The 25751-nt window shown below is 69.9% G+C and carries 20 protein-coding genes; 10 read left to right on the plus strand and 10 right to left on the minus strand.

Features of this window, described 5'->3' with window-relative positions; translation table 11 throughout:
* Window positions 1-3 precede the first annotated feature (3 nt).
* Window positions 4-1713 (minus strand): serine/threonine-protein kinase, encoded by a 1710-nt coding sequence (locus D7D52_RS00830; RefSeq protein WP_120734608.1) that lies wholly within the window; start codon window positions 1711-1713, stop codon window positions 4-6.
* 215 nt (window positions 1714-1928) lie between these two features.
* Window positions 1929-3749 (minus strand): serine/threonine-protein kinase, encoded by a 1821-nt coding sequence (locus D7D52_RS00835; RefSeq protein WP_120743677.1) that lies wholly within the window; start codon window positions 3747-3749, stop codon window positions 1929-1931.
* A gap of 358 nt (window positions 3750-4107) precedes the next feature.
* Between D7D52_RS00835 and D7D52_RS00840 the strand changes: the two genes are divergently transcribed.
* The 4 genes from D7D52_RS00840 to D7D52_RS00855 all read left to right on the plus strand — a co-directional run bounded on the left by D7D52_RS00840 (window position 4108) and on the right by D7D52_RS00855 (window position 8644).
* Complete coding sequence (locus D7D52_RS00840) at window positions 4108-4878, plus strand: deoxyribonuclease IV (protein ID WP_120734609.1); 771 nt, start codon at window positions 4108-4110, stop codon at window positions 4876-4878.
* 105 nt (window positions 4879-4983) lie between these two features.
* Complete coding sequence (locus D7D52_RS00845) at window positions 4984-5949, plus strand: TauD/TfdA dioxygenase family protein (protein ID WP_120734610.1); 966 nt, start codon at window positions 4984-4986, stop codon at window positions 5947-5949.
* Between the two features lie 560 nt (window positions 5950-6509).
* Window positions 6510-7721 carry a CaiB/BaiF CoA transferase family protein gene (locus D7D52_RS00850; protein WP_162958106.1) on the plus strand — a complete coding sequence of 404 codons (1212 nt, stop codon included), beginning with the start codon at window positions 6510-6512 and terminating at the stop codon, window positions 7719-7721.
* The gene (locus D7D52_RS00855) at window positions 7718-8644 is read left to right on the plus strand and encodes a hydroxymethylglutaryl-CoA lyase (protein WP_120734612.1); all 927 of its coding nucleotides are present in this window, start codon (window positions 7718-7720) and stop codon (window positions 8642-8644) included. Before D7D52_RS00850 ends, D7D52_RS00855 begins: the two co-directional genes overlap by 4 nt.
* A gap of 12 nt (window positions 8645-8656) precedes the next feature.
* On the opposite strand, the gene D7D52_RS00860 is transcribed toward D7D52_RS00855, so the two are convergent.
* A complete protein-coding gene (locus D7D52_RS00860) occupies window positions 8657-8905 on the minus strand; it encodes a hypothetical protein (protein WP_162958082.1) in 249 nt (82 codons plus the stop codon).
* 304 nt (window positions 8906-9209) lie between these two features.
* On the opposite strand from D7D52_RS00860, the gene D7D52_RS37480 reads away from it, so the two are divergent.
* Window positions 9210-9716, plus strand: coding sequence for a hypothetical protein (locus D7D52_RS37480; RefSeq protein WP_162958107.1), 507 nt, complete (start codon window positions 9210-9212; stop codon window positions 9714-9716).
* Window positions 9717-9782: 66 nt separating this feature from the next.
* Here D7D52_RS37480 and D7D52_RS00870 read toward each other — a convergent pair whose 3' ends face one another.
* The 3 genes from D7D52_RS00870 to D7D52_RS00880 form a co-directional block, all read right to left on the minus strand.
* Window positions 9783-10871 (minus strand): hypothetical protein, encoded by a 1089-nt coding sequence (locus tag D7D52_RS00870; protein WP_120743678.1) that lies wholly within the window; start codon window positions 10869-10871, stop codon window positions 9783-9785.
* A gap of 96 nt (window positions 10872-10967) precedes the next feature.
* Window positions 10968-12095 carry an acyl-CoA dehydrogenase family protein gene (locus tag D7D52_RS00875; protein ID WP_120734615.1) on the minus strand — a complete coding sequence of 376 codons (1128 nt, stop codon included), beginning with the start codon at window positions 12093-12095 and terminating at the stop codon, window positions 10968-10970.
* Between the two features lie 9 nt (window positions 12096-12104).
* Window positions 12105-13274 carry an acyl-CoA dehydrogenase family protein gene (locus D7D52_RS00880; protein WP_120734616.1) on the minus strand — a complete coding sequence of 390 codons (1170 nt, stop codon included), beginning with the start codon at window positions 13272-13274 and terminating at the stop codon, window positions 12105-12107.
* Window positions 13275-13461: 187 nt separating this feature from the next.
* Between D7D52_RS00880 and D7D52_RS00885 the strand changes: the two genes are divergently transcribed.
* The gene (locus D7D52_RS00885) at window positions 13462-14238 is read left to right on the plus strand and encodes a hypothetical protein (RefSeq protein ID WP_120734617.1); all 777 of its coding nucleotides are present in this window, start codon (window positions 13462-13464) and stop codon (window positions 14236-14238) included.
* Between the two features lie 79 nt (window positions 14239-14317).
* Here the strand turns inward: D7D52_RS00885 and D7D52_RS00890 are convergent, their stop codons facing one another.
* The gene (locus D7D52_RS00890) at window positions 14318-16117 is read right to left on the minus strand and encodes a DEAD/DEAH box helicase (RefSeq protein WP_120734618.1); all 1800 of its coding nucleotides are present in this window, start codon (window positions 16115-16117) and stop codon (window positions 14318-14320) included.
* A 215-nt stretch (window positions 16118-16332) separates the two neighbouring features.
* On the opposite strand from D7D52_RS00890, the gene D7D52_RS00895 reads away from it, so the two are divergent.
* Both D7D52_RS00895 and D7D52_RS00900 read left to right on the plus strand, forming a co-directional pair.
* Window positions 16333-17193, plus strand: a complete 861-nt coding sequence (locus tag D7D52_RS00895) for a carbon-nitrogen hydrolase family protein (protein ID WP_120743679.1) — start codon at window positions 16333-16335, stop codon at window positions 17191-17193.
* A 145-nt stretch (window positions 17194-17338) separates the two neighbouring features.
* Window positions 17339-17986 carry a phosphoribosyltransferase gene (locus D7D52_RS00900; protein WP_120734619.1) on the plus strand — a complete coding sequence of 216 codons (648 nt, stop codon included), beginning with the start codon at window positions 17339-17341 and terminating at the stop codon, window positions 17984-17986.
* Window positions 17987-18002: 16 nt separating this feature from the next.
* Here D7D52_RS00900 and D7D52_RS00905 read toward each other — a convergent pair whose 3' ends face one another.
* Window positions 18003-18719 (minus strand): alpha/beta hydrolase, encoded by a 717-nt coding sequence (locus D7D52_RS00905; protein ID WP_187703089.1) that lies wholly within the window; start codon window positions 18717-18719, stop codon window positions 18003-18005.
* A 393-nt stretch (window positions 18720-19112) separates the two neighbouring features.
* On the opposite strand from D7D52_RS00905, the gene D7D52_RS00910 reads away from it, so the two are divergent.
* Complete coding sequence (locus D7D52_RS00910; protein ID WP_246023571.1) at window positions 19113-22790, plus strand: bifunctional RecB family nuclease/DEAD/DEAH box helicase; 3678 nt, start codon at window positions 19113-19115, stop codon at window positions 22788-22790.
* 17 nt (window positions 22791-22807) lie between these two features.
* Here D7D52_RS00910 and D7D52_RS00915 read toward each other — a convergent pair whose 3' ends face one another.
* Window positions 22808-23983: an amino acid deaminase/aldolase gene (locus D7D52_RS00915; RefSeq protein ID WP_120734621.1), complete on the minus strand. Its 1176-nt coding sequence runs from the start codon at window positions 23981-23983 to the stop codon at window positions 22808-22810.
* Between the two features lie 78 nt (window positions 23984-24061).
* The gene (locus D7D52_RS00920; protein ID WP_246023572.1) at window positions 24062-24544 is read right to left on the minus strand and encodes a TetR family transcriptional regulator; all 483 of its coding nucleotides are present in this window, start codon (window positions 24542-24544) and stop codon (window positions 24062-24064) included.
* A gap of 446 nt (window positions 24545-24990) precedes the next feature.
* Between D7D52_RS00920 and D7D52_RS00925 the strand changes: the two genes are divergently transcribed.
* Window positions 24991-25725, plus strand: coding sequence for a tyrosine-protein phosphatase (locus D7D52_RS00925; protein ID WP_120734623.1), 735 nt, complete (start codon window positions 24991-24993; stop codon window positions 25723-25725).
* The last annotated feature ends 26 nt before the right edge of the window (window positions 25726-25751 follow it).

A 25751-nucleotide genomic window follows, 5' to 3' on the forward strand; every position in this document is an offset into this window, starting at 1 on the left:
CCCTCAATTGAGGGGAGCGGCCTTGAACCATTCCAGCAACTGGTCGTCGGTGGTGAGGAAACCGGTGCTGTACATGACGAAGGCGTGCTTGTCCTCGCCCTTGTGGAACTCCGTCACCAGGCGCGGGCGCAGCAGTTGACTGTTGCTGAGCTGATAGTTGGTGTACCGGTTGCCGTGCACCTTGATATCGGTGCGGGAGTAGCCGTTCAGCGCGCCCAGCGCCTCCTCGGCGTCGGCGGCCGAGCGGTACATGACGAACCGGAAGGCCGGGTGGCCGACGCCGCCCTGACAATCCCAGGCCACCGCCCAGTTGCCCAGATCCGGATCGCCGGAACCGGTGTCGGGCGGCGGCGCGGAATGCTGGTAGGTGGTGCAGGCCGCGCCCTGATAGCCGGTGCCGGAATTCGAGTCCGAGTTCGGGTCGGCGTGCGGCAGCATCTGCGGGAAGCGCTGGCTGAGCACGGCCGCGTCGGCGCCCGAATGCTCGGGCAGCCCGGCGGCCGGATCGGTCGTCTCCGGCGCGGAGGTCTCGGTGTCCTGCGGCGGCGGGGCGGGCTCGGCGGAGGTGGAGGCCGGGTGATGGGAGGTCTGGTTGCGGTCCAGGGCGGCCAGGCAGCCGCCGATCCCCACCAGCGGCAGGATGATGATCGCGGCCGTGCCCAGCAGGCAGCCCCGCAGTTTCGACCGCTTCTTGGGCGGGCGCGCGACGGCGCGGGACACCGGGCGCGGCGGCGTCGAGGCGGGTGCGGGGGCCTGCCGGGTGTAGGCGGCCGTCGCGGGCTTGTGGGCGCTGGCGGCCATCGGCTGGGCGACCGCCGTGGCGGGCGGAGCGGTGGAAGGTGTTGCGGCGAAAGGGGAATGCGGCAGGACCCGGGTGGCGCCGACCGGATTGTCGAGGGCTTGCTGGGCGGCGTGGGCGAACTCGGCGCACGAATCGAACCGGGCCTCGGGATGTTTGGCCAGCGCACGCGCCAGCACCGAGTCCAGCGACGGCGGCAGGCCCGCCCGCAGGGCGCTGACCGGCGGCACCGGCTGGTTCAGATGCCCGTGGATGATGCCCACCGGATGCTCGGCATTGAACGGCACATCGCCGGTGAGCAGGCGAAACAGGGTGCAGGCCAGCGAGTACTGGTCCGAACGCGCGTCCAGCGGCTGGCCCGACAGCTGTTCCGGCGACGCGAACGCCAGCGTCGCGGTGAACGAGCCGGTCTGGGTGAGCTTGGTGGCGTCGTCGCGCAGGCGGGCAATGCCGAAGTCCGCCAGGAAGACTCGCTCCTCGCCGTCCACGTACTCGAGCAGGATGTTGGCGGGCTTCACATCCCGGTGCAGCACGCCCCGGCGGTGCGCGAAATCGAGCGCCTTCGCGGTCTCGGCGATGATCCGGACGGCTTGGCGCGGCGGCAGATTCGCCGCCTCCAGCTGCGCGGCGTCCGGTCCGTCGATATAGCGCATGGCGATCCACGGCTGCGCGTCGTCGATGCCGCGGTCGTAGACCGGCACGATATTCGGATGATCGAGCCGCGCCACCAGATCGGCCTCGCGCTCGAACCGCCGCCGCACCTCCACATCACCGAAAACGTCCCGGCTCAGCAGCTTCAGCGCGATCAGCCGAGGCAGTCGCGGGTGCCGCGCCAGATACACCGCACCCATGCCACCGCGCCCGAGTTCGCGTTCGATCTCGTACCCGGCGAACCTCTCCCCGCTGCGCAGCACAAAGACCCTTCCTCAATATTTTGCCTCCGCTTCGCTACGGCGGGTTCGCGGCCCTGGAGGTCTCGATTCTTCCCTCCCTCCGCTCCTCCAAGGCGCAGGCCTATGGAGCCGTTCGCTCCCCCGCTCCACTCAGTCCAGAATCGAGACGGGCCGCGAACCAGATACTGCGCCGACCCTAGCGGGAACCAACCGTGCTTTCGAATCTGCCAGGTCAGTCAGGTGAGCGGGGCGTTCTTCCACCAGCTCAGCACCTTGGGCATCTTGCCGGTGAGACCGTCGGTGTACATGAGGTATTGGGCCTTGGCGCCGGTGAAGGCGGTCACCAGGCGGGGGTGGTCGTCGTCGGTGAGCTGGTAGTTGGTGTAGGTGGTGCCGCCGTTGGCGTCCTGCGAGGTGGTGCCGTTCAGGCCGGTGAGCACCGACTGCGCGGCGGCGGAGGAGGAATAGGCGAAGATGCGGTAGAAGGGGTCGCTGTTGTCGCTGCCGCCGTAGCAGCGCCACTGCACCACATAGTCGCCGAAATCCGGGGTGCCGTCGGTCTTGTCCGAGGCGACCGGGGAATCGGCGACCCAGCAGTCCGCGCCGTTGTAACCCTTGCCGCCGGACTTGGTGGCGGGCAACAGCTTCGGGAAATCCTTGGCCGCGGCGGCCCAGTCCACCTGCCGGTCCCCCGCCGGCGCGACGGTGGTGACCGCGGGCGACGCGCCCTTACCGGTGCTGGACTTGCCGCTGCCGGCGGCCGCCACCACCGCGACCACCACGACGATCAGCACCACCACGGCGGCGATGATGCCGAGGATCAGCCCGGTATTGGACTTCTGCGGCGGCGCGTTGCGGTGCATGCCGGTCGGCGCGACCGGCGGGCGCTGCGGCTGTCCGGGAGCCGGGTAGCCGTTGTAGCCGGGCTGCGTGTACTGGTTGGTGGCGCGGGCGGTGTAGTTGCCGGTGACCGGTTTGGGCGGGGCCGGATTGTATTGCGCCGCAGTCGGATTGCCATGGGTGGGCGTCTGATTGAGCTGCGTGGGGTACGGCAGCGACGGGCCGGTCTGCGGGCGCGGCGTGGGCTGCGCGCCGCCGGTGTACATGGGCATGCCGGTCGGCAGCCCGCCGCCGGTCATCGGACCGGGCTGGGTCATCGGACCGGGCTGCATGACCTGCATCGGCGGCGCGGTGCGGCCCACCAGCGGCAGCGCGGGCGCGCTCGGCTGCGCCAGCGCCCGCCGGGCCGCGGCCGCGAACTCGCTGCAGCTGGGAAAACGGTCCTCGGGCCGCTTGGCCATGGCCTTGGCGATCACCAGATCCAGCGCCGGCGGCAGGCCGGGACGACTCAGGCTCAGCGACGGCGGCGAGTTCTGCAGATGCCCCTGAATCACGGCCGCCGGATTGGTGGCCGAGAACGGGCCGTTGCCGGTGAACAGCCAGAACAGCGTGCAGGCCAGCGAATATTGATCGGAGCGACCGTCCAGCGCGGACCCGGTCAGCTGCTCCGGGGAGGCGTAGGCCAGGGTCGCGGTGAACGTCCCGGTCTGGGTGAGATGACCGCTGTCGTCGCGCAGCCGGGCGATGCCGAAGTCGGTCAGGTAGACCCGCTCGCCCTTACCGCCGGTGGAACGGGCCAGCAGGATATTGGCGGGTTTGACATCACGGTGCAGCACCTCGTTGCGGTGCGCGTAATCGAGCGCGTCGGCCATCTCGGCGACGATCTGCACCGCCCGCTCCGGCGGCAGCGTCTGCGCGGTGACGCTGGCGGCGTCGATGCCGTCGATGTACTGCATGGAGATCCACAGCTGGCCGTCCTCGAGCCCCCGGTCGTAGACGGTGACGATATTGTGGTGGTCCAGCTGGGCGACCAGATCGGCCTCCCGCTCGAAGCGGGCGCGGACCTCCTTGTCGAAGACCATGTCCCGGTTCAGCAGCTTGAGCGCGGTCATGCGCGGCAGTCGCGGGTGCTTGGCCAGATACACCGAACCCATGCCACCCCGGCCGAGCTGCCGTTCGATGACATACCCTGCGAAAACGTCATCTTTGGACAGCATGTCGATCTCCCACTTTCCACTCCGCTCGCCGGGACCCATCCAGCGCGCGAGGTACTACAGCCGATCGGCGTGATCGTGCCAGGGCCGATCCGATGGAACTGGGCCGATCCGAAAACACCGAAACTGTAGCCGATTCGCGGCCTACCGAACTATCTACACAAACCCCGCTTACGCAACACTGTGCTTATTTGCCTCCGCTCCGCTCCGGCGGGTTCGCGGCCCTGGGTGTCTCGTTCTTCCCTCCCTCCGCTCCTCCGCTTCGCTCCCCCGCTCCACTCAGTCCAGAACGAGACGGGCCGCGAACCATCGAGGTTCTTGTAGGACGTCGCTGTCGGGGGTCGGGTCTAGGCTGGCTGCCATGCGTATTGGTGCTCACGTTCGTTCCGACAGCGACCCGATCGGCTTCGGCGAGAAGCTGGGGGCCGACGTCATCCAGATGTTCGTGGTGGATCCGCAGAGCTGGGACAAGCCCACGCCGCATCCGCTGGCCGCGGAGATCAAGGCCAGCGAGATCGACGTGGTGGTGCACTCCTCCTATCAGATCAATGTGGCCAGCCTGAACAATCGGCTGCGCATGCCCTCGCGCAACGCGGTGGCCCAGCAGGCCAAGGCCGCCGCCGAACTCGGCGCGTTCGGGCTGGTGGTGCACGGCGGGCATGTGCGCTCGGACGCGGAGATGGTGGAGGGATTCGTCAACTGGCGCAAGCTGTTCGAACGCCAGCAGGACAAGGGCGGCTTCGCGGTGCCGATCCTGATCGAGAACACCGCCGGCGGAAACCACGCCATGGCACGGTATTTCGACGATATCGGGCGGCTGTGGGACGCGGTCGGGGATTTCGGGGCCGGGTTCTGCCTAGACACCTGTCATGCCTGGGCGGGCGGTGAGGAGCTGGTCGGGATCGTGGAGCGGATCAAGGGCATCACCGGCCGCATCGATCTGGTGCACCTGAACTCCTCGCGCGACGCCTTCGACTCCGGGGCCGATCGGCACGCCAATTTCGCCGACGGGACCATCGATCCGCAGCTGCTGGCGGAGGTGTGCCGGACCGCGGACGCGCCGGTGATTCTGGAGACCCCGGCCGAGGGTGTCGCCGACGATCTGGCGTACCTGCGCGAGCACGTCGGATAGTCGCGTTTCGATCCGGCTGATCCTGAACCTGTTTCGGCGGGCATGGCGCTGGTGTCCTGAGGAGGGCTCGAATCCGAGCCCTCTCCATCGGGCGAAAGGCTTTGCATGTCCGTCGATTACGCAGCCGTCGATTACGCAACTTCCAACCTGACTGTCGTGCAGCTCGGCAGCAAGATCGGCGCGCGCATCGACGGCGTCCGGCTCGGCGGTGACCTGGATTCGGTCACCGTGCAGGGGATTCAGGACGCGCTGCACAAGCACAAGGTGATCTTCTTCCGCGGCCAGGAACACCTGACCGAGGACGGGCAGTACGAGTTCGCGCAGCTGCTGGGCGCGCCCACCACCCCGCATCCGACCGTCACCTCCAAGGGCGTCAAGACCCTGCCCATCGATTCGGAGTACGGGCGCGCCAACAGCTGGCACACCGACGTCACCTTCGTGGACCGGGTGCCGAAGGCGTCGATTCTGTGCGCCGTGCACCTGCCGCCCTACGGCGGCTCGACCACCTGGGCCTCCACCGTCGCCGCCTACGAATCGCTGCCCGACCCGCTGAAGGCGCTGGTCGAGAACCTGCGGGCGCGCCACACCAACGCCTACGACTACGCCGCCGATCGCACCGAGGTGGCCCGGGGCGAGAACTCGCAGGTGACCGCGAACATCAAGGCCTACCGCGAGGAATTCGAGTCCACCTACTACGAGACCGAGCACCCGGTGGTGCGCGTGCACCCGGTCACCGGCGAACGCGCCCTGCTGCTGGGCCATTTCGTGAAGAACTTCGTCGGCTTCTCCGCCGCAGAATCCCAGACCCTGTTCCAGCTGCTGCAGAACCGCGTCACCCGCCTCGAGAACACCACCCGCTGGAACTGGCGGCTCGGCGACGTCGCGATCTGGGACAACCGCGCCACCCAGCACTACGCCATCGACGACTACGACGGCCAGCCCCGCCGCCTCACCCGCATCACCCTCGCGGGCGACGTGCCGGTCGGCGTGCACGGCGACGCCAGCACCGTCATCTCCGGCAACGCCGAGCACTACTCGATCATCGAGGAGGTCACACCCCGCGCGGCGTAACCCTCGGTAGCAGGCCAGGATTCGGGCCGCGGATGCCGCCACTCATCCGCGCCGGAATCCCCGGGCCGGTGCGACGACACCAACCTCTCTCGCCGTCGCACCGGCCCTTCGTCATTCCGGCGTGCCCTTCGTCATTCCGGCGTGCCCTTCGTCATTCCGGCGTGCTTTTGGCCGGAATCCACCCTGCCCGCGTTGGATCCCGGCCAAAAACACGCCGGGATGACAGTGGCTCCGCGCACTCCCACGGCCGGGGGTGGAGGCCTCGCACTTCCAAGGCCGGGGGCGGAGGCCTCGCACTTCCAAGGCCGGGGGCGGAGGCCTCGCACTTCCAAGGCCGGGGGCGGAGGCCTCGCACTTCCAAGGCCGGGGGCGGAGGCCTCGCACTTCCAAGGCCGGGGGCGGAGGCCACGCACTTCCAAGGCCGGGGGCGGAGGCCACGCACTTCCAAGGCCGGGGGCGGAGGCCACGCACTTCCAAGGCCGGGGGCGGAGGCCACGCACTTCCAAGGCCGGGGGCGGAGGCCACGCACGCGCCCGATGCCGGTAGGCCAGACTGTGGGCATGGAGATTCGGCCGCTGGATGGTGTTCGGGTGCTGGAGTTGGGTAACTATGTCGCCGCGCCGACGGCGGGGCGGATGCTCGGCGACTTCGGGGCCGAGGTGATCAAGGTGGAGCGGCCGAAAACCGGTGACGAGCTGCGGAATTGGCGGCTGTATGGCGGGGACACGTCGATGCTGTACCGGACGGTCAATCGGAACAAGAAGTCGATCACCCTGGATTTGCGGACCGAGGCGGGGCGCAAGATCGTGCTGGATCTGCTCGAGCAGTGCGATGTGCTGCTGGAGAACTTCCGCCCCGGCATGCTCGAGAAGTGGGGGCTCGGGCCGGAGGTGTTGAACGAGGTCAATCCGAACCTGGTGATCACCCGCATCTCCGCCTACGGCCAGACCGGTCCCCTGTCGCAGCGGCCCGGCTTCGCGGCGGTGGCCGAGGCGGTCGGCGGCCTGCGCGAACTGGTCGGCGATCCCGACCGCCCGCCGGTGCGGGTGGGCGTGTCGATCGGCGATTCCATCGCGGGCATCTACGCCGCCTTCGGCACCGTGATGGCCCTGTTCCAGCGTGAACGGGTCACGCGAGTTCCCTTGGCGCAGCGCATCATCGACGTGGCGCTCAACGAATCCATCCTGTCGGTCATGGAATCGCTGGTCCCCGACTATCTGGCCTACGGCATCAATCGCGAACGCGTCGGCGGCCGCATGGAGGGCATCGCACCCAGCAACGCCTACCCGACCAGCGACGGCTACAGCATCATCATCGGCGGCAACGGCGATGCCATCTTCCAGCGCTACATGCGGGTCATCGACCGCCCCGACCTGGCCGCTGACCCGGATCTCCAGGACAACGCCGGACGCTGGCGCAATCGCGAGCGTCTCGACGCCGCCATCGCCGACTGGAGCCGCACCAAGACCCGCGCCGAGGCGCTGCGCGTGCTGGAGGCCGCCGCGATTCCGTGCGGACCCATCTACACCGCCGCCGATATCGTCGCCGACGAGCAGTACCGGGCGCGCAATATGATTCAGCCGTTCCGGGTGGACGTGGGCGAACCGGAACCCAGGGAGGTCGGGTTCCCCGGCATCGTCCCGGTGATCGGCGGGCAGTCGCTGCCCATCCGCAATGTCGGCCCCGACCTGGGCGAGCACACCCACGAGGTGCTCTCGGGCCTGCTCGGCCTGACCGACTCCGAGATCGAGGCGCTGGAGGCGAACTCATGAGCCTGCGGGATGTGACACTGCGCGACGGCCTGCAGCTGACCGGCAAGATGCTGCCCACCGAGCGCAAGGTGGAAATCGCACGCCGGCTGCTGGCGCTGGGCGTGCCGGAGCTCGAGATCGGATCCATGGCGCGCCCGGATCTGGTGCCGCCCATGGCCAATACCCTCGAGCTCGTGGAGCGGCTCACCCCGCGGGAGCTGGAGCGCTGCTGGGTGTGGGTGGCCACGCCCCGGCACGTGGCCCGCGCCGCCGAGGCCGGGGTGCGCAACTTCCAGTACTGCTTCTCGGTCTCGGACGCGCACAACCAGGCCAATATCGGCCGCACCACCGAGGACAGCCTGGCCGCCATGCCCGACGCCGTTCGCCTCGCCCAGGAGGCCGGCGGTCGCATTCAACTGTGTCTGGCAACGGCTTTCACCTGCCCGTTCGACGGGCCGGTGGATCCCGCCCGGGTGCTGGCCATCGCCGCGGACGCCCGCGCGGACGGTGCGTCGGACATCGTGATCGCCGATACGCTCGGCCAGGCCTACCCCGGTGAGGTGGGCGCGCTCATCGCGGCGGTGGCCGCGACCGGCCGCTGGGGAACGCCGCAGCGCCGCATCGTCTTTCACAGCCACGACACCTGGGGCATGGGCGTCGCGAATTCACTGGCCGCCCTGCACGCCGGCGCGGCGGTGGTCGACGGCTCGCTGGGCGGGCTGGGCGGCTGCCCGTTCGCACCGGGGGCGTCGGGCAACACCGCGAGCGAGGATCTCTTGTTCGCCACCCGCCCGGAATGGTGCACTCCGTCCGCATTGTCGGATCTCGTCCAGATCTCCGAACATTTGCTGAACGAACTCGGCGAACCCAATAGATCCCGGACGGCCGAGGGCGCACGCTCGAAAGCGACGGCCTTCGAATGGGTAATTCCGGACAGCGAATGAATTCGCGCAGAATTAGCCAGCGTGTGCGTCGGCGCGCAGCTTGAGCAATACGAGTCCGGCGGTGCAGGCCAGAATCAATCCGGCGACGGTGATTTCGACGCGTAGTCCGGCGATGCCGAGCACCGCGCCGGTCAATCCGCCGAGGAAGATCAGCCAGGCGACGACACGGGCCAGTATTGCCGACATCCGCAGCGCCCCCGGGGCAGCGGGCTCTCCCGAGCGCACCGATGCGCGCAGCGGAGATGTCGAGAATGCACCCATCATCCACTCCTCGATGACGCCCGCCCGGGCCGCGCGATTCTTCGGCGCGCCCCGCGGCAAATTTCGAGCGTCTCACGTGTAACTTTGGACACAGATTACGGCTCCGCAACGGAAAGTCCAGACGACACGTCCCCGAAACGCGCCGACTTTACTGATTCGTAATCCGAATCAAGGCTGTTTGAGATATTTCCGAGGCCTTGCGAACCGTGCCCGCTGCCGGGTAATCGAACCGACCACCCGCCTGGCCGTACCCCGCGGCCTCCGTTAGGGTGAGCCCACTCGACACGAATCAGGAGTGCCACCAATGGACGGCAGCAACGCCGGCGCGGACGAGCGCGTGGTCACCCCGCTGCGTCACCTGCCCAAGTCGGTGCAGGGCGCCGCCGCGGCGGTCGGCGCGATCTCGGCCGGCCTCATCCTCCTGGGCGCCTGCGGACTCGGGCACCAGGACACCTATGTCGCGCCCCCGCCGCTGAACGCGGATCTGCAAGCCGCCCCGGTGACTTCGACCAAGGGCAGCGCCTCCGCCACACCGGCGGTGGTGATTCCGCCGTCACCGTCCTGGCGGGTGGCCGCCGACATGCCGTCGCGGCACGCCCCCATCTCCACCGTCACCGCCACCCCGGAGGACCCGGCCGCCGATCCGAGCGCCACCACGACCACCACCCGGTCCACCACCCCGTCACGGCCCACGACCACCCGGCCGGCCAGTACCGAACGGCCCACTCCCACAACGGAAGCCCCGGCCGCGACGCCGGAGGCCGCGCCCGCCGGCGCCGACCACCCGGCCTCCGACAACTCCGACGGCTAGGCGCTCGCCTCCGACGGCAAGATGCTCGCCTCCGGCGGATAGACGCTCAGCGGAGCGCCGGACCGTTCACCACTCGCCGTCCTGGATCGGCGCACCCTTCGGCTCGCCGAGCTGATGCACCTGGCCGGGGGCCGGCTGCTGCCACGGTTCGTGATCGTGTCCGAGCCAGTCGCCGACCGGCGTGACGTTCTCGAACGGCTGCGCGGGCGCGAGATCGGTTGCGTCCGAATCGAAGTAGTCGAACCAGGGTAGGCCCGCCGCGGTGTACGCCTGCCGGTTGATCGGGGACGGCGGCGCCGCCTCGCCGGTGATGCGCTGCCAGTCGGGCGGGGTCACCAGGTGCACGAACACGCGACCGGACGGCCGCACCGACCAATCGTGCAGGGGGCGTTCGTCTTTGTAGATCTCCTGGCGCATGGTGCCGCCGACGCCGAGGCCCATGGCCTTGGGCTGCGCGCCGGAGGGATGCCGCAGCACCGAGCCCGGCGCGCCCGCGGGAGCGGCGCCCGGCGCGGGCGGCATGGCGTCGGGCGCACCGAAGGCCGGGGACGCGGTGGGCAGCGGCGTGGACAGGCTGATGGCCCGCACCCGATCCTGTTCGGCCCGGCGGCGTTCCTCCTCGGCCCGCCGCCAGCGGGCCAGTTCGGTGTCGTTGAGCGCGAAATTCTGTAGCTGGATACCGCCCCAGGTCTCCTCCCCGGTGACCTGACCTTCGACGGTGGCGCCCAAACCCAGTGGGACCGCGACGAATTGGCGGATGGTGCCCGCACCGGAATTGATGCCGTCCAGCCACGGCTGCTTGGGCAGCACCACGTAGTTCTGCGGGTCGCGCCCGAGCCGATCGCTCCAGGGCCGGCCCGAGACGGCGCACACCTTGCCGACCCCGACCTGCAGGGCGGCGGGCTCGGTCGCCGAGAACGACAGCCACATCGCCTCGCGCAGATACATGGGCAGCATGACGCCGCCGCGGGCGGACCACTCCGGCGGCACCGAATCCGCGTAGTCGGCCACCCGGCGCACCGGGAACTCGCCCAGCCCCGGCGGCAGTGCGTGCGTGCCCTGCTCGGGCAACCGCAAGGTGCGAATGAACCGCACCCCCACCCCGCCGGGCAACACCAGGGTGTTCCCGTCCAGCCGTACCGTCTCTGCGCCCATGTTCCGCACCATACGCCCGCCAATCCCCTTGCCAACAAGTAATTTCCAACTCCGCGCCCCGCCCCGGAGCGCGACCGGGGCGGGGCGGGAGCCGGGCTAGAACTCGACGAGCGTGTAGTCGCCGACGCGGTCGGACAGCACGCGCAGGTGTTCCAGATCGCCGCCCAGGGTGCGGGCGATGGCGGTCAGCCGGGCCACATAGTGGCTGACCGGGTACTCGCTGGTAATGCCGATGCCGCCGTGCATCTGGATGGCTTCCTGCCCGATGTGGCGGCCCGAACGCCCGACCTGCAGCCGCGCCCGCGACGCCGCCACGGCGTCGGCGGAACCGTCGGCGACCGCGGCCGTCGCGTACAGGCTCATGGAGCGGGCCAGCTCCAGCGAGACGTACATATTGGCCGCGCGCTGGGTCAGCGTCTGGAACTTCGACAGCGTGACGCCGAACTGCTTGCGGGTCTTGAGGTATTCGGTGGTCAGGCGCAGGGCTTCTTCCATCGCGCCCAGCGATTCGGCGCACAGGCTCGCCTGCGCGGCCACCGTCACCGTGTCCACGACGGATCGGGCGTCGCCGCCGTCACCGAGGAGTTCGGCTGCGGCGGAGGCGAATTCGATGTTCGCGCCGCGTCGTTCGTCGAAGGTGCGATAGGCGGTGCGGGTGACGCCCTCGGCGTCGGCGGCGACCAGGAACAGGCCCAGTCCGCCGTCCGGCAGCGTGGCGCTGACCACGAGCCGGTCGGCGCAATCCCCGTGCGGGACCGGATTCTTGACGCCGGTGATCCGGTAGACATCGCCGTCGCGCACCGCCGTGGTCGCGAGATCCGTTGCGGGCCAGCGGGTGCCGGGCTCGGCGTGCGCGAAGGCCAGCAGGGTCTCGCCCGCGGTGAGCGCGGGCAGCACGGCCTGGCGCTGCTCGGCGGTGCCCGCGCGGGCGATCAGGCCGCCGGGAATCAGCACCGCGTCGAGCAGCGGTTCGGGCGCGTTGCGGCGGCCGATCTCCTCCATGACCACCATGGTCTCGACCGGTCCCGCGCCCACGCCGCCGTCCGCCTCGTCGAAGGGCAGGCCCAGCACGCCCAGTTCGGCCAGCTGCCGCCATACGTCGCGGCTCCAGCCCAGCTCGGTGTCGGTGACCTTCAGCAGTTTCTCCGGGTCGTAGGCGCGGCCCAGCAGGTCCCGGACCGTGTCGCGCAGCATGACCTGTTCATCGGTGAGTTCGAAATCCATGGCGGCGGCTCACAATCCGAGGATGGTGGAGGCGATGATGGTGCGCTGCACCTCGCTGGAGCCTCCGTAGATGGTGGTCTTGCGGTAGTTGAGGTAGGCGGGACCGCTGCGCTGCGCCCAGCCGGGCGAGGCGATGTCGTCCGTATTCACCGGCAGCGCATCGGATCCGGCGATATCGAGCAGCAGTTCGGTGGCGGCCTGCTGCAGCTCGGAGCCGCGCAGCTTCAGCACCGAGGACGCCGGATTCGGCTTGTCGCCGGTGGAATTGGACACCACCCGCATGAGCGTGAGCTCCAGCGCCAGCAGTTCGTTCTCGATCTCGGCGATCCGGGCCGCGAACACCGGATCCTCGAGCAGCGTGCCGCTGCCCGAACGGATCTGCGCCGCATACTCTTTCGCGACGCCCAGCTTGACCTTGGTGCGGCCCACGCCGGTGATGCCGGTGCGCTCGTTGCCGAGCAGGAACTTGGCGTAGGTCCAGCCCATGTTCTCCTCGCCGACGAGCTGATCGGCCGGCACCCGCACGTTCTCGAAGAACACCTCGTTGACCTCGTGGTGGCCGTCGATGAGCTTGATCGGGCGGATGGTGACGCCCGGCGTCTTCACGTCGAACAGCAGCAGCGAGATGCCGGCCTGCTTCTTGACGCCCGGATCGGTGCGCACCAGGCAGAAGATCCAGTCCGCGTACTGGGCCAGGGTGGTCCAGATCTTCTGGCCGTTGACGATGTAGGAGTCGCCGTCGCGCACCGCGGTGGTGCGCAGCGAGGCCAGGTCGGAACCGGCGTCGGGCTCGGAAAAGCCCTGGCACCACCAGATGTCGAGGTTGGCGGTCGGCGGCAGGAAGCGCTGTTTGAGTTCCTCGGAACCGAACTGGGCGATAACCGGGCCGATCATCTGGGCGTTGAAGGTGAGCGGTTCGGGCACCGAGGCCAGCTGCATCTCGTCTTCCCAGATGTGCAGCTGCATGGGCGTCCAGTCCTGGCCGCCCCAGGCGGTCGGCCACTTGGGCACGGCCAGACCGTTCGCGTTGAGGATGCGGTGGGTGGTGACGATGTCATCGCGCGAAAGTTCCAGACCGTATTTCACGCGGTCGCGGATCTCGGCCGGGATCTTGGTCCGGTAGAGCTCGCGCAGTTCGTCCCGGAATTTCACCTCTTCGGGTGATAGGGCCAGCTTCATTGCTTCTCCCGAGCGTCGCTGTGATGTCGCCAATAAACCTACCCCCCGGTAATGAGGGAGTTGTCGGGCGGATCACACCAACCGGACGGCTCGGAACAACCGGACAGGTGACCGGCCAGCGACGCGACTCTCGAGGCGAGCTGGTACGTTGCGGTGGAATCCGGTATCCGATGCAGGAGCAGCACGAGTGAACGGTTGGACCCTGTCCCGGCGCGCCTTCGCGGTCGCCGCCCTTACGGCCACGGCCGCCCTCGGCGCGAGCACCACGGCAACCGCCGATCAGCCGAAGACCCCCGCCGAGCTCGGCATCGACCAGCTCACCCAGGCCGCCGGCGACAATGTCGCCGCCAAGACCGCGGTCGCCGACATCGCGCAGGCCTCGCATCTGGTCACCGCCGCGAAGCTGGAGAACGTGCTGTTCACGCCGTTCGCCTATCAGGCGCCGACGCTGGGCTGCGGCTTCAACATGCCCTTCAGCCTCACCCAGGCCATGGCCGTCACCGGCATCGCCACCCAGAACGGCACGGTCTCGCTGCCCGGCGGCGTGGTCAGCTTCCAGGTCATGGCCCAGCAGAACGGCTTTCCCCTCGCCTCCGGCCTGAGCGTGGCCTGGCTGAACGTGAACAACGGCCGCAGCGGTCTGGCGCCCCTCGACGATCAGACCGAATACAACCTCCCGGCCCTGTCCAAGTCCGCCGACACCGGCCCGGGCACCGTCATCGCCTCCCTGTGGGGCACCATCGACTACCCCCAGGCCCGCTGCGTGGTGCTGCCGACCGTCGGCCTGTTCACCGTGAGCGACATCCCGCCCGCGCAGTCGCCGGCCCCGGATCCGGCCGCGCCCGGCACGTCGACGACACCGACCACCCCGGTCGCCCCGAGCACACCGGCCCAGGCTCCCGACGCCGCTGCCCCGACTCCGGCGCAGGCGCCCGACGCGGGTTCGGGCGCTCCCGCCAACTGAGCCCGGGTAGCCCTCAGCCCGGAAAAGCCAAGGCCCGCATTCCTTTCGGAGTGCGGGCCTGCACCGTATGGGCGTCTCGTTACGAGCGCGGCTTGCGGCGCTCGTAACGCGGCTTGCTGTCGCGGAATTCGCGGCGCGGGGCGCGGCTCAAGGGGCGCTGCTGTCCGGGCGGGCCCTGGTCGAGCTGCAGCTGGATGAGCTGGCCGCTGATCCGGGTGCGGCTCAAGGCATTCAGGGTCTCGTCCGAGAGGTCGGCGGGCAGTTCCACCAGCGAATGGTCGGGCCGGATGCTGATGTGCCCGAAGTCGCTGCGGCGCAGGCCGCCCTCGTTGGCGATGGCGCCCACGATCGCGCCCGGCGCGACCTTGTGCCGCTTGCCCACCGAGATGCGGTAGGTGGCCAGCTCGGCGCCGGTCTGGCGGTGCTGCGACGGCTCGCGGCGCTCGCGCGGTCCACGCTCGTCGAAGGCGCGCGGCCCCCGGTCCCGGTCGCGGCGTTCCCGCGGCGCGGGCTCCGGATCGGGTTCCATGAAGAAGGTGTCGCCCTCGTGGCCGCCGACCGCGAGCGCCGCGGCGATGTCCGCCAGCGGAATATTGTGTTCCCGCTCGTACTCTTCGATGAGCTTGCGGAACAGCGGCACATTGGCCGAGTTCAGGTTCTCGGTGATGGCGTCGTGGAACTTGGTGACGCGCTGCGCGTTGACGTCCTCGACGCTGGGCAGCTGCATCTCGGTGACCTGCTGGCGGGTGGCGCGCTCGATGGCGTCCAGCAGCCGGCGCTCGCGCGGGGCCACGAACAGCAGCGCCTCACCGGAGCGGCCCGCGCGGCCGGTGCGGCCGATGCGGTGCACGTAGGACTCGGTGTCGTGCGGGATGTCGTAGTTCACGACGTGCGAGATGCGGTCCACGTCCAGGCCGCGGGCGGCCACGTCAGTGGCGACCAGGATGTCGAGCACGCCCGACTTGAGCTGGCCGATGGTGCGCTCACGCTGCGCCTGCGCGATATCGCCGTTGATGGCGGCCGCGGAATACCCACGCGCGCGCAGCTTTTCGGCCAGCTCCTCGGTGGCCTGCTTGGTGCGCACGAAGATGATCATCGCCTCGAAGGGCTCGACCTCGAGGATGCGGGTCAGCGCGTCCAGCTTGCGCTGATACGACACCAGCACCCAGCGCTGGGTGATGTTGGTGTTGGTGGAGGTCTTGGTCTTGACCGTGATCTCGACCGGTTCCTTCAGATACTGCTTGGAGATCTTGCGGATCGCCGTCGGCATGGTGGCCGAGAACAACGCGACCTGCTTCTCGGCGGGGGTGTCGCGCAGAATGCGTTCGACGTCCTCCTGGAAGCCCATCTTGAGCATCTCGTCGGCCTCGTCGAGCACCAGGTACTGCAGCTCGGTGAGGTCGAGGGTGCCGCGCTCGAGGTGATCGATGACGCGCCCCGGGGTGCCGACCACCACCTGTGCGCCGCGCCGCAGACCCGACAGCTGGACCGCGTAGTTCTGCCCGCCGTAGATGGGCAGCACGTGCACGCCGGGCATGTGCGTGGCGTACCGGCCGAACGCCTCCGCCACCTGGATCGCCAGTTCGCGAGTCGGGGCCAGCACCAGCGCCTTCGGGGCCTTGCCGGACTCGTTCAAGCCCTGCAGCACGGGGATGGCGAAGGCGGCCGTCTTACCGGTACCGGTCTGGGCCAGACCCACCACGTCGTGGCCGTCCAGCAGCGGCGGAATCGTCGCTGCCTGAATGGGCGACGGCGATTCGTAGCCGACATCCGCGATGGCCCGCAGGATGCGGTCATCGAGGCCGAGATCGGCGAAGGACGGGCCGGAAACGTCCCTCTCGTCGTCAGTGGGAGCGCTGTCGGCCGGTGAGGTACTCATTGCCACTGATTTTACTGCCTGCTAGCTGCGGGCTTGACCATCGGGTGAATACCCTGAGAGTCGTGCAATCGGACAACCCGCCCGCGCCCGCCCTCCCGACGCCCTCGAGTTCGCCCTCCGGACTGGGCAATACCGAACCCGCCCCCGTCCGCAACTACGTCACCGGAACCCTGGCCACGACCGAACCGGGCAGCTCGGGAGGCGTCGCGACCACGATGTCCGAGCCGGCCCCCGCACCCGAGCGCGGTGACGTGACGGCGGCGGCGGGCTCGGTGGACGTGGCGGTGGTGCAATTCGATCCCCACACCGACACCGTGGCCAATCTCACCGCGCTGCGCGCGGAGGTCAAGGCGGCCAGCGAACTCGGGGCGAAGGTGGTGGTCGCGCCGGAGTATTCCATGTTCGCCACCAAGCGCCTCGACGATCGGGTGCTGGCCGCCGCCGAACCGCTGACCGGGCCTTTCGTCAACGGATTGCGCGGTATCGCAGCCGAATTCGGGGTGCATGTGGTGGCCGGCGTGGTCGAGACCGGCGGGCCGGATCAGCCCGCGGGCCACGTCTACAACACCCTCGTCGCCGCCACCCCCGACGCCGAATTCGCCACCGTCTACCGCAAGGTGCATCTCTACGACGCCTTCGGCTCTCGCGAATCGGATCTGCTCCTCGCCGGGCAGCTCGACCAGTGCCAGACCTTCACCGTCGACGGGGTCGTGTTCGGCCTGCAGACCTGCTTCGATCTGCGCTTCCCCGAGGGTATTCGGCGGCTGGCCGCCGCCGGGGCGCACGTGCTGCTGCTGCCCGCGCAGTGGATTCCCGGCCCCGGCAAGGTGGATCAGTGGACCACCCTGCTGCGCGCCCGGGCCATCGAGAACACCATGTACGTGGCGGCCGCCGACCAGGCCGCCCCGCGCGGCGCGGGCACCTCGATGATCGTCTCCCCCACCGGCTCGGTGCTGGCCGAACTCGGCGACCAGCCGGGCATCGCCACCGCCCGCGTCGACCTGTCCCACCTCACCGAGGTCCGCACCACCAACCCCAGCCTCGCCCTGCGCCGCTACACCATCCGCGGGGAATGACACCGGCTGGCAAGGTTCGCGGCCGTCTCGATTCTGGACTGAGTGGAGCGGAGGAGCGAAGCGGGGGAGCGGAGGGAGGGAAGAATCGAGACTTCGGGGTCGCGAACCCGCCCCGGAGCGAAGCGGAGGGGCAAAATAGACAGCAATGATCTATCCGGATCGGGGGGCCGCCGGACGGGCGCTGGGTGCGAGTCTGCGGCACCTGCGCGCGGCGGATCCTGTGGTGCTGGGGCTGCCTCGGGGCGGGGTGCCGGTGGCCGCGGCGGTGCGGGAGTCGATCGGCGGGCAGCTGGATGTGCTGCTGGTGCGCAAGCTCGGGGTGCCGTGGCAGCCGGAGTTGGCCATGGGAGCCATCGGCGAGGACGGGGTGCGGGTGCTCAATCACGATGTCATGCGGCACTCCGGGGTCACGCCCAATCAGCTCTCGGCTGTAGAGGATCAGGAGCGAGCCGAACTGGAACGGCGGCGACGGGTGCTGCGGGCGCGACCGCCGATTCCCCTGCGGGACCGAACCGTGGTGATCGTCGACGACGGCATGGCCACCGGCGCGACCGTGGCCGCCGGCTGCGAGATCGCGCGCCTGCACCGCCCGCACCGGGTGGTGGTGGCGGTGCCGGTGTCCTCGATCGAGGCGCTGCACCGCATCCGCGGACTCGCCGACGAGCTGGTGTGCCCGTGGGCGCCGCCGTCACTGGGCGGGGTCGGCGCGGCCTACACGGATTTCCATCAGCTCACCGACGCCGAAGTGGTGGAGTTGTTGCGCCCCACCGCATCCGGCGACACCGGGCACTGACGGCCGCGCCCGTGGTTCACACCAGGGAGCGGGCGTGCACGAAATCGACGATCTCGGCGGTGACCTCGGTGTGCGCGGGCTCGTGCAGCAGGTCGTGGCCGGCGTTGCGGTAGGCGTGGAATCGGGCGCCGACCTGAGCCGACCAGGCCTGCACCGGGTCCAGCGGCGCGCGGCGATCGTCCTCGCCGTGCACCACCAGCACCGGCAGGCCCTCGGGCAGTCGCGGCCCCGGCCAGTCCGAATCCTGTTCGGTCGCCACCGCCGCCCGCGAACGCGGCTGAGCGCTCTCCCGATTCGAGGTGTCGGCGCCGCGCGCGGACTTGGGCGACTTGCCCTCCAGCACCGCCTTGGGCGTGCCGGACAGCACCAGTCCCGGGTACTCGCCCGGTTCCGCGTCCCGCAGCACCGCCAGCGTGGTGGCCGCGCCGAGCGAATGCCCCATCAGGAACGGCGCGGAATTCGCTTGCGCACGAACCTGCTCCAGGAACATCCGGGCATCGGCGGCCAGTTCGTGGATGGTGCCCGGCCGTTCCGGATCGCCTTCGCTGAGGCCGTGGCCGGAGGTGTCGAGGGCCCAGAGTTCGATGCCGTGGGCGGCCAGCGCCCGGGCGAAACGGTGATAGTGCGCACTGTGCTGGCCGATTCCGGGCAAGAGCGCCAGCGCGGCATGAGCATGGTCGAGCTGCCAGCGTCGGTAGTGAAGGCGGCCGCGAGCGCCCGCGAGGTAGAGCATCGGCAGATTGTGACAGACCCGAACGGGCCGTGGGGTAGCTACGCGAAGGCGACTGGCGAGTAGTTATCGGCGGCCTTGCCCGGGGCCGGGTCCGGCGGGCGACACGCCGGGATCGTGTGGCGATTTCCACGGTCCGACCGGCCTCGGCCGCGCGACCGGTGCGTCCGGTTCACGCGAGTCGCGTTGTCCCCCAACATCGCCCGCAAACCCGCGCTGACGTGGGCGGGCCGCCGCCGCGCCGGGACGGCGCGCGGGACGCACCTGGCGGCACATCACACCGCCCGCAGTCATTACGCTATGGCGCGACTCGGCCACGCGAGGACTGTCGCGCCACGCGCGTTCCCGGCCGGGTGCGGGTGTCGGCGGAGGAGAGGCACAGGAGGGCCGCGCTTGATGCTGTTCGGTGATCGTGTCGTGTGCAGCGCCGGTGACCTGGTGACGGCGGCGCGTTGTGAGTTCGCGCTGCTGCGCGCGCTCGACGCCGAACTGGGACTGGTGACGCCGGTGGACCTCCCGTCCCCCGGCGCGCTGACCCGCACCCCCGATCCGGCCGTCGAGCACCGCCTGGCCGACCTGCGCGACCGCTACGGCCCGGCCGTCACCCGCATCCGGCTATCCCCGCCCGCGGCGGCCGCCGTCGGCGCGAGCGGCCCCGCCGCCCGGCTATCCCATAACCCGCGCGAATCCCCTGCCGCCGCGGAGCCGGGCGGCCCGTTCGGCCCGAGCGACTCGCTCGCCGTCGACGGTTCGGCTACCGTCGTCCCGGAGGAATTACGCGACGCGGCGCTGGCGGGGCTGCGTGCCGCGCACGCCGAAACCTTGACCGCCCTGGGCGACGACGCGGAGGCGGTCGCGGGCGCGGTGGTGTTCGACGGGGATTTCGCCGCCCGGTGCGCGTTCCTGGTCCGCGAGCATTCACCGGAGGCCCACGATTACGTGGTCACCGGGGTCGCCGGGCGCCGGGACCGGATCGCGACCCTGCTGGGCCTGGCCGCCATGGCGGAAGCGCTGCACCGCAACGGCTTCCGTGCCGCACCACACGCCCGGATCTGGGAGGACGGCAGCGCCCGCACGCATCCGCTGGCGGATATGGCGGTGGTCTATCGGGCGCGGCGGTCGCGGCTGAACCTCATCGTCGACACCAAACTCGGTGAGCTGCTGCCCGTGCAGTGGGGTGACCGCCGCTTCCTGGCCTGCGGCCACTGTCCCACCTGCACCGCCGAACTCGAGACCCGCCGCGACCTGCTGCTGGTCGCGGGCATGCGCCCGGCCACCCGCGCCCACCTGCGCGACGCCGGCATCACCACCCTGGACCGGCTGGCCGTCGCGGACTCGGCCGTCACGGGCATTCCCGCCGCCACCCTCACCACCCTGCGCCGCCAGGCCGAAGTGCAGATCCTGCGCGAGCGCACCGGCCGCCCGGTACACGCGCTCATCGACCCGGCGGCTCTGGTCGCGCTGCCCGCCCCGACCCCGGGCGATCTGTTCGTGAGCGTCATCGCCGCGCCCGCACCGGCCGCCATGACCCACACGCCCGCCGGAATCACCTGCGCGGCAGGCGATCTCATCGTCACCGTCAGCTCCGCCACGATCGCGGAGCCCGCGGGTGCGCACGCGCACGCCGCCGATCGCGCGGCGCACCGGACCGGCGAGTCCGCGACCCACGGTGAGCCCCTCCGCCTCGCCGCGGCCGCGGCCGAATCCCGCGACGAGATCGACACCGCCGCCGCCCTGGCGACCGCCCTGCCCGGACCGGAAACCGGCACCGTCGCACTGGGTTTCGTGCCCACCCCGGCCACGCCCAAGGCCGAGCGCACCTTCGTGATCCGCGCCAAGGACCGCGACCACGCGTCCGGCGCCTGGTCGGCACGCCACGACGACGCCGACGCGCTGCTCGAATTCCTGCTGCGGCGGCAGCGCGAGTTCCCGGAATTGCGCATCCACCACTATCGCGGTGATCTACGCGCCCTGCTCAACGGCATCGGCGAACGGGATTCCGAGGGCGAGGACGTGGTCGCCGAGCTGCTCCCCGCCCTGGTCGATCTGTATCCGGTGGTGCGGGCGGCGCTGGTGGTCGGCGAACGCTCCTACGATCTGCATCAGCTGCCGCCCAATCAGGAGGAGAGCGACTGCGGCGCGGAAGCCGTACTGCGACTGCGGGATTGGCTGCTGGAACTGGCCGCCGAACATCAGGTGCGACCCAGCCGGCGCTGGTCCTACGACTACGCGGAGACCGGACCCGACGAAATCGAGGCGGCGCTGCGGGAATTCGCGGACAGCGACGGCGAACAGCGCGGCCAGGCGCAGGAGGCGGCCGGGCTGGCGGCCGCCGCACTGGGCTATCACCGGCGCGAGCGACGGCCGCTGCGCTGGGCGCACGACGACCGGCTCGACCACCCGGTGGACGAATGGGCCGACACCGCAGGGGTACTGGTGGCCGACTCCGGCTCGGTGGACACCGACTGGCACAGCACCGGCCACCACCCCATGCGCCGGTATCTGACGCTCACCGGCCGGCTCGGCACCGGCAACGCGCCGCCGCCGGGCACCCCGGTGCTCACCCTCTACGACCGGGCCGTGCCCGGCATGCACGCGGTGCCGGGCCTGCGCGCCATCGCGCACGCCACCGTCCTCGGCTGCGCCCTCGACACCAATTTCGAGGACGTGGTGCGTGTGGTCGAGCTGCTGCCCGAGGGCTGCGAACCCTACGAGGAACTGCCCGCGGCCATCGCGCCGTGTCCGCCCGGCCACGACCTGCATCTGGCGGATGCGTTGGAGGACACCGCCCATCAACTGCTGGTGACCCTGCCGCAGGTGCCGGAGACGGCGGTCTTCGACATTCTCTGCCGCCGCCCGCCCCGGCTGCGCTCCGGTGAGGCGCTGCCGGAGGTGTTCGGCGATCACGCCGCCGCCGTCACCGCGGCCGTGCTCGGACTCGACAATTCGTATGTGGCGGTGCAGGGCCCGCCCGGCACCGGCAAGACCGAGACCACCGCCCGCGCCGTGGAAAGGCTTGTCACCCGGTACAAGTGGCGCGTCGGCGTGATCGCGCGCTCCCACCAGGTGGTCGAGCATGTACTGGACGCGGTCGTGCAGGTGGGCGTGCTGCCGGAACTCGTGGCCAAGGCCGACGCGCGTGCGGTGGCCCCGGAATGGCTGCCCATCGAAGCGTCGCGCTACGCCCGTTTCCTCGACAATGCGGTGAACGGCGGTGTGGTGGGCGGGCTTTCGGGCGACTTCACCGATCCCGAGCGCATTCCCCGCGACAGCCTGGACCTGCTGGTGATCGTGGACGCCGGGAAGTTCCCGCTCGCCGAGGCCATGGCGGTGGCGGTGGCGGCCCGGAACCTGCTGCTGGTGGGCGATCCCGCGCCGCCGGCCGCGCGCGGCGCCCACCCCGAGTCGATCGCGGAATCCGTGCTGGGCCGGCTGCTGGGCGCGCATCGCACGCTGCCCGCGACCTACGGCTATTTCCTGGATCGCACCTGGCGCATGCATCCGCGCATGTGCGGGCCGGTATCGCGGCTGCGCTACGACAATCGGCTGCGCTCCAACGAAACCGTCACCCTGGCAAGGGAACTCGACGGCATTCCGCCCGGCGTGCGGACCGTGCCGGTCGAACATCACGGCAACAGCACCGAATCCGCCGAGGAGGCACGGGAAATCGTGCGACAGGTGCGGACGCTGCTGGGCCTGCCCTGGCACACCGGCGCGCTCACCCGCCGCCTGCACCCGCACGACATCCTGGTGGTCGCGCCCTACCACGCGCAGGTGGCGCGCATCCGAACCCTGTTGTCGCGGGCGCGAATCGAGGACGTGCTGGTCGGCACGCCCGACCATTTCCAGGGCCGGGAGGCGGCGGTGGTGCTGGTCTCCATGACCACCTCCGCACCGGCGGACGCCCCGCACGGCATCGGCGCGCTGCTGTCGCGGCACTGGCTCACCAGCGCCATCTCGCGGGCCATGTGGTCGGCGATCATCGTGCGCTCACCGCTGCTGACCGAATACCTCCCGGCCACCGCGACCGAGGTCTCCGACCTGGCCGCGGTCCTGCAACTCGACCGGGTGTAGCCGAAAGGGCCTCGGCCTCAGCCGAAGCAGTGCCCCTCAGCGCGATAGGTGGGCACGGTCGTGCGCTCGCCGCCGTCGACCAGGTGCACCTCGGTGAACCGCTCGCACAGCTCACCCGCCTTGGCGTGACGGAACCACACCCGGTCCCCGATCCTCAGCCCCGCCGCACCCGTCAGCGGGGTCTGCACCTCGCCGGCGCCTTCGGTGCCGATCAGCTTCAAGCCCTTGGGCCACACCGGTTTCGGCACCCGGGCCGCCCCGGCCGGGCCGGAGGCGATGTAGCCGCCGGAGAACACGGTGGCGATGCCGGGCGCGGGCCGCCGCAGCACCGGCGTCGCGAAGTACATCGACGGGCGCGGGGCGAGATTGCGGTAGCCGTCGAACAGGGTGGGCAGGTAGAGCCCCGAGCCCGCGGTCACCTCGGTGACGTCGGGGTCGCTGATGCTGACCTCGATGGATCCGGTGCCGCCGCTGTTGACCAGCTCCAGCTCGCCGACCGTCGAGCGCACCGCGTCCAGCACCTGGCGGCGGCGCTTGCCGATCTCGTCGGCGGACAGCTTCTTCACCAGGCGCACAGCGGGATTGGTGTCGGGCAGGCCCGCGATCTGCGCCTCGTAGGTCATCAGGCCCACGACTCGGAAACCGCGGGAACGGGTTTCGGCGGCCAGCCGGGCGGCCTGCTCGGGCGTGCGGATCGGTGAGCGGCGCACTCCCAGGTGCAGCGGGCCGATGCGCAGGGAGGCGTCCACGTCCAGACACACACGGGGCGCGACCTTTTCGCTGCCGACCGCGGCGCGAATCAGGTCCAGCTGATCGGTGTCGTCCACCATGAGGGTGATGGAGTCCAGTAGCAGCGGGTCGGCGGCGAGTTCGGCCAGTGCCTGCCGGTCGGCGGTGGGATAGCCGAGCAGCACGTCGCGCGCACCCTCGCGAACCAGCCAAATCGCTTCGCGCAGTGCGTAACCCATGATCCCGGCGAACCCGCCGGACGCGGTCAGCTTGGGGCCCAGCACTTCTTCGAGCACCGCGCGGCAGCGCACGGATTTGCTGGCCACCCGGATCGGGACGCCGCGGGCGCGGCTCACCAGATCGGCGGCATTGGCGCGCAGGGCGGTCAGGTCGACCGCGGCCAGCGGCGGGTCGAGGTCGGCGGTGGCCGCGTGCAGGCCGTCGATCGGCGACGATTCGGTCACCAACCCATTCGACCACGAACTTGGTCAATCGTCCAGCATTCGGCCGATTCCGGCCCGAATCACCGGCACATCATGGGATCAGGCCAGGTCGACGGCCTTGGTGGACAGGTAGGACACCAGGTCGTCGAGAACGACGACGGAGATCTCGTCGTCGCAGTCGGCGAGCCAGCGCAGCACCATGCCCTGGATGACGGCCAGCAGATAGGCGGCGATGGCGTCGACCGGTTCCAGCCACTGCGTGCCCGAGCGCCGGGCGCACAGTTCCAGGAAGGCGGTGACGTCGGCGTCCATATCCCGGAACGTGGCCGAGGCGACCGGATCCGGAACGCAGGCGTCCTGGTTCTCCCAGCGCCGCCGCAACAGGGCGAGCGTGGACTCATAAGCGCGAATCTGCCGGTCAGGTGAGGATTTCAAGATCGGCCACAGCGTACTGACACCCGCATGCAGGAGGATGCGAAGTGCGCGGTTTCCGCTGAAGTCGAGCGACCCGGCCGTCTTTTCGATGGCCTCGGTCATGGCCGGACGAAGTCCGACCTGGGTGATTTCTCCACTTGCGCTCAACGACGGCTCCCTTTGGCGAAAAAGAACTCGCGCACGACAACCACGACCTTGCGGCCATGATGCCTGCGCAGTTCGCTCAACGGGTGGGCAGATCGGCACTGATCTCCGGTCAGTACACCGGCGTACCCGTTCAACGGGTATCGATGTTACGTCGTTTTCTGGCCCGACAACCAGCTTTGATAGCCAGTTTCGTACCTGAAGAATGTTTTGTTACCTAATTGGAACAGGCCCGCGATCCGATGGGAATGATCAAATTGCACGATCGCCTGGTTAAGCCATTGATAGGACCATTCGGTATATTACGGACGCTTCTCCAGCGAAACCCAGCATGTGTGCGCGAGCCCACACCGTCACCCCGCTTTACGACGCCGCCGCGGCCGCACAATTCGCCGGTTCGATCCATCGCCGACACCGGCGCGCCACCGGCTCACCGATAGCCTGACGGGGTGACTTCTGCGCGCCCCGACCAATTCCTGATCTCCGGCACCTTCAACTTCCGCGACCTCGGCGGTGCCCGCACCGCAGACGGCCGGACCGTCCGGGAAGGCGTGCTGCTGCGGTCGGCGCAGCTCAGCCGTCTCGACGCGGACGGACTGGCGACCTTGAGCGCACTCGGCGTCACCGATGTGCACGACCTGCGCGGGCTCGCCGAGATCGACTACATCGGCCATGACGTGGTGCCGGACGGGGTTCGCCTCAAGGTCACCCCCTTCGATTCGCGCATGGGCGAGGCCCCGCCGCACGAGGCGCGCCGCCACTCCACCGCCCACTCGCACATGCTCGAGGTCTACCGGCTGTTCCCGGCCCTGCCCGAGGCGCACCTCGCCATCAAGGCGCTGGCCGATTCGGCGCTGGCCGGAACCGCGCTGGTGCACTGCGCCGCCGGCAAGGACCGCACCGGCTGGGCGGTGGCCACCCTGCTGCGCGCGGTCGACGTCACCGAGGAGGACATCTACGCCGACTACCTGCTCAGCAATGACGCCGTGCCGACGCTGCGCTCGTTCATGACCGCGGAGACCAACGAGGAGCTGTCCGACGACCTGCTCGGGGTCAAGCCCGAGTACCTGGAGTCGGCCACCGCCTCCATGCACGACATGTACGGCGGGCTCGAGGGGTATCTCGCCGAGATCGGCATCACCCCGGACGTGCGCGAGGCGCTGCGGGCGCGGCTGCTGAACTGACCGGCCGCGACACTCGCGCCTGACCG

Origin of the sequence: Nocardia yunnanensis, assembly GCF_003626895.1 — a bacterium.
Taxonomy (GTDB): Bacteria; Actinomycetota; Actinomycetes; order Mycobacteriales; family Mycobacteriaceae; genus Nocardia; species Nocardia yunnanensis.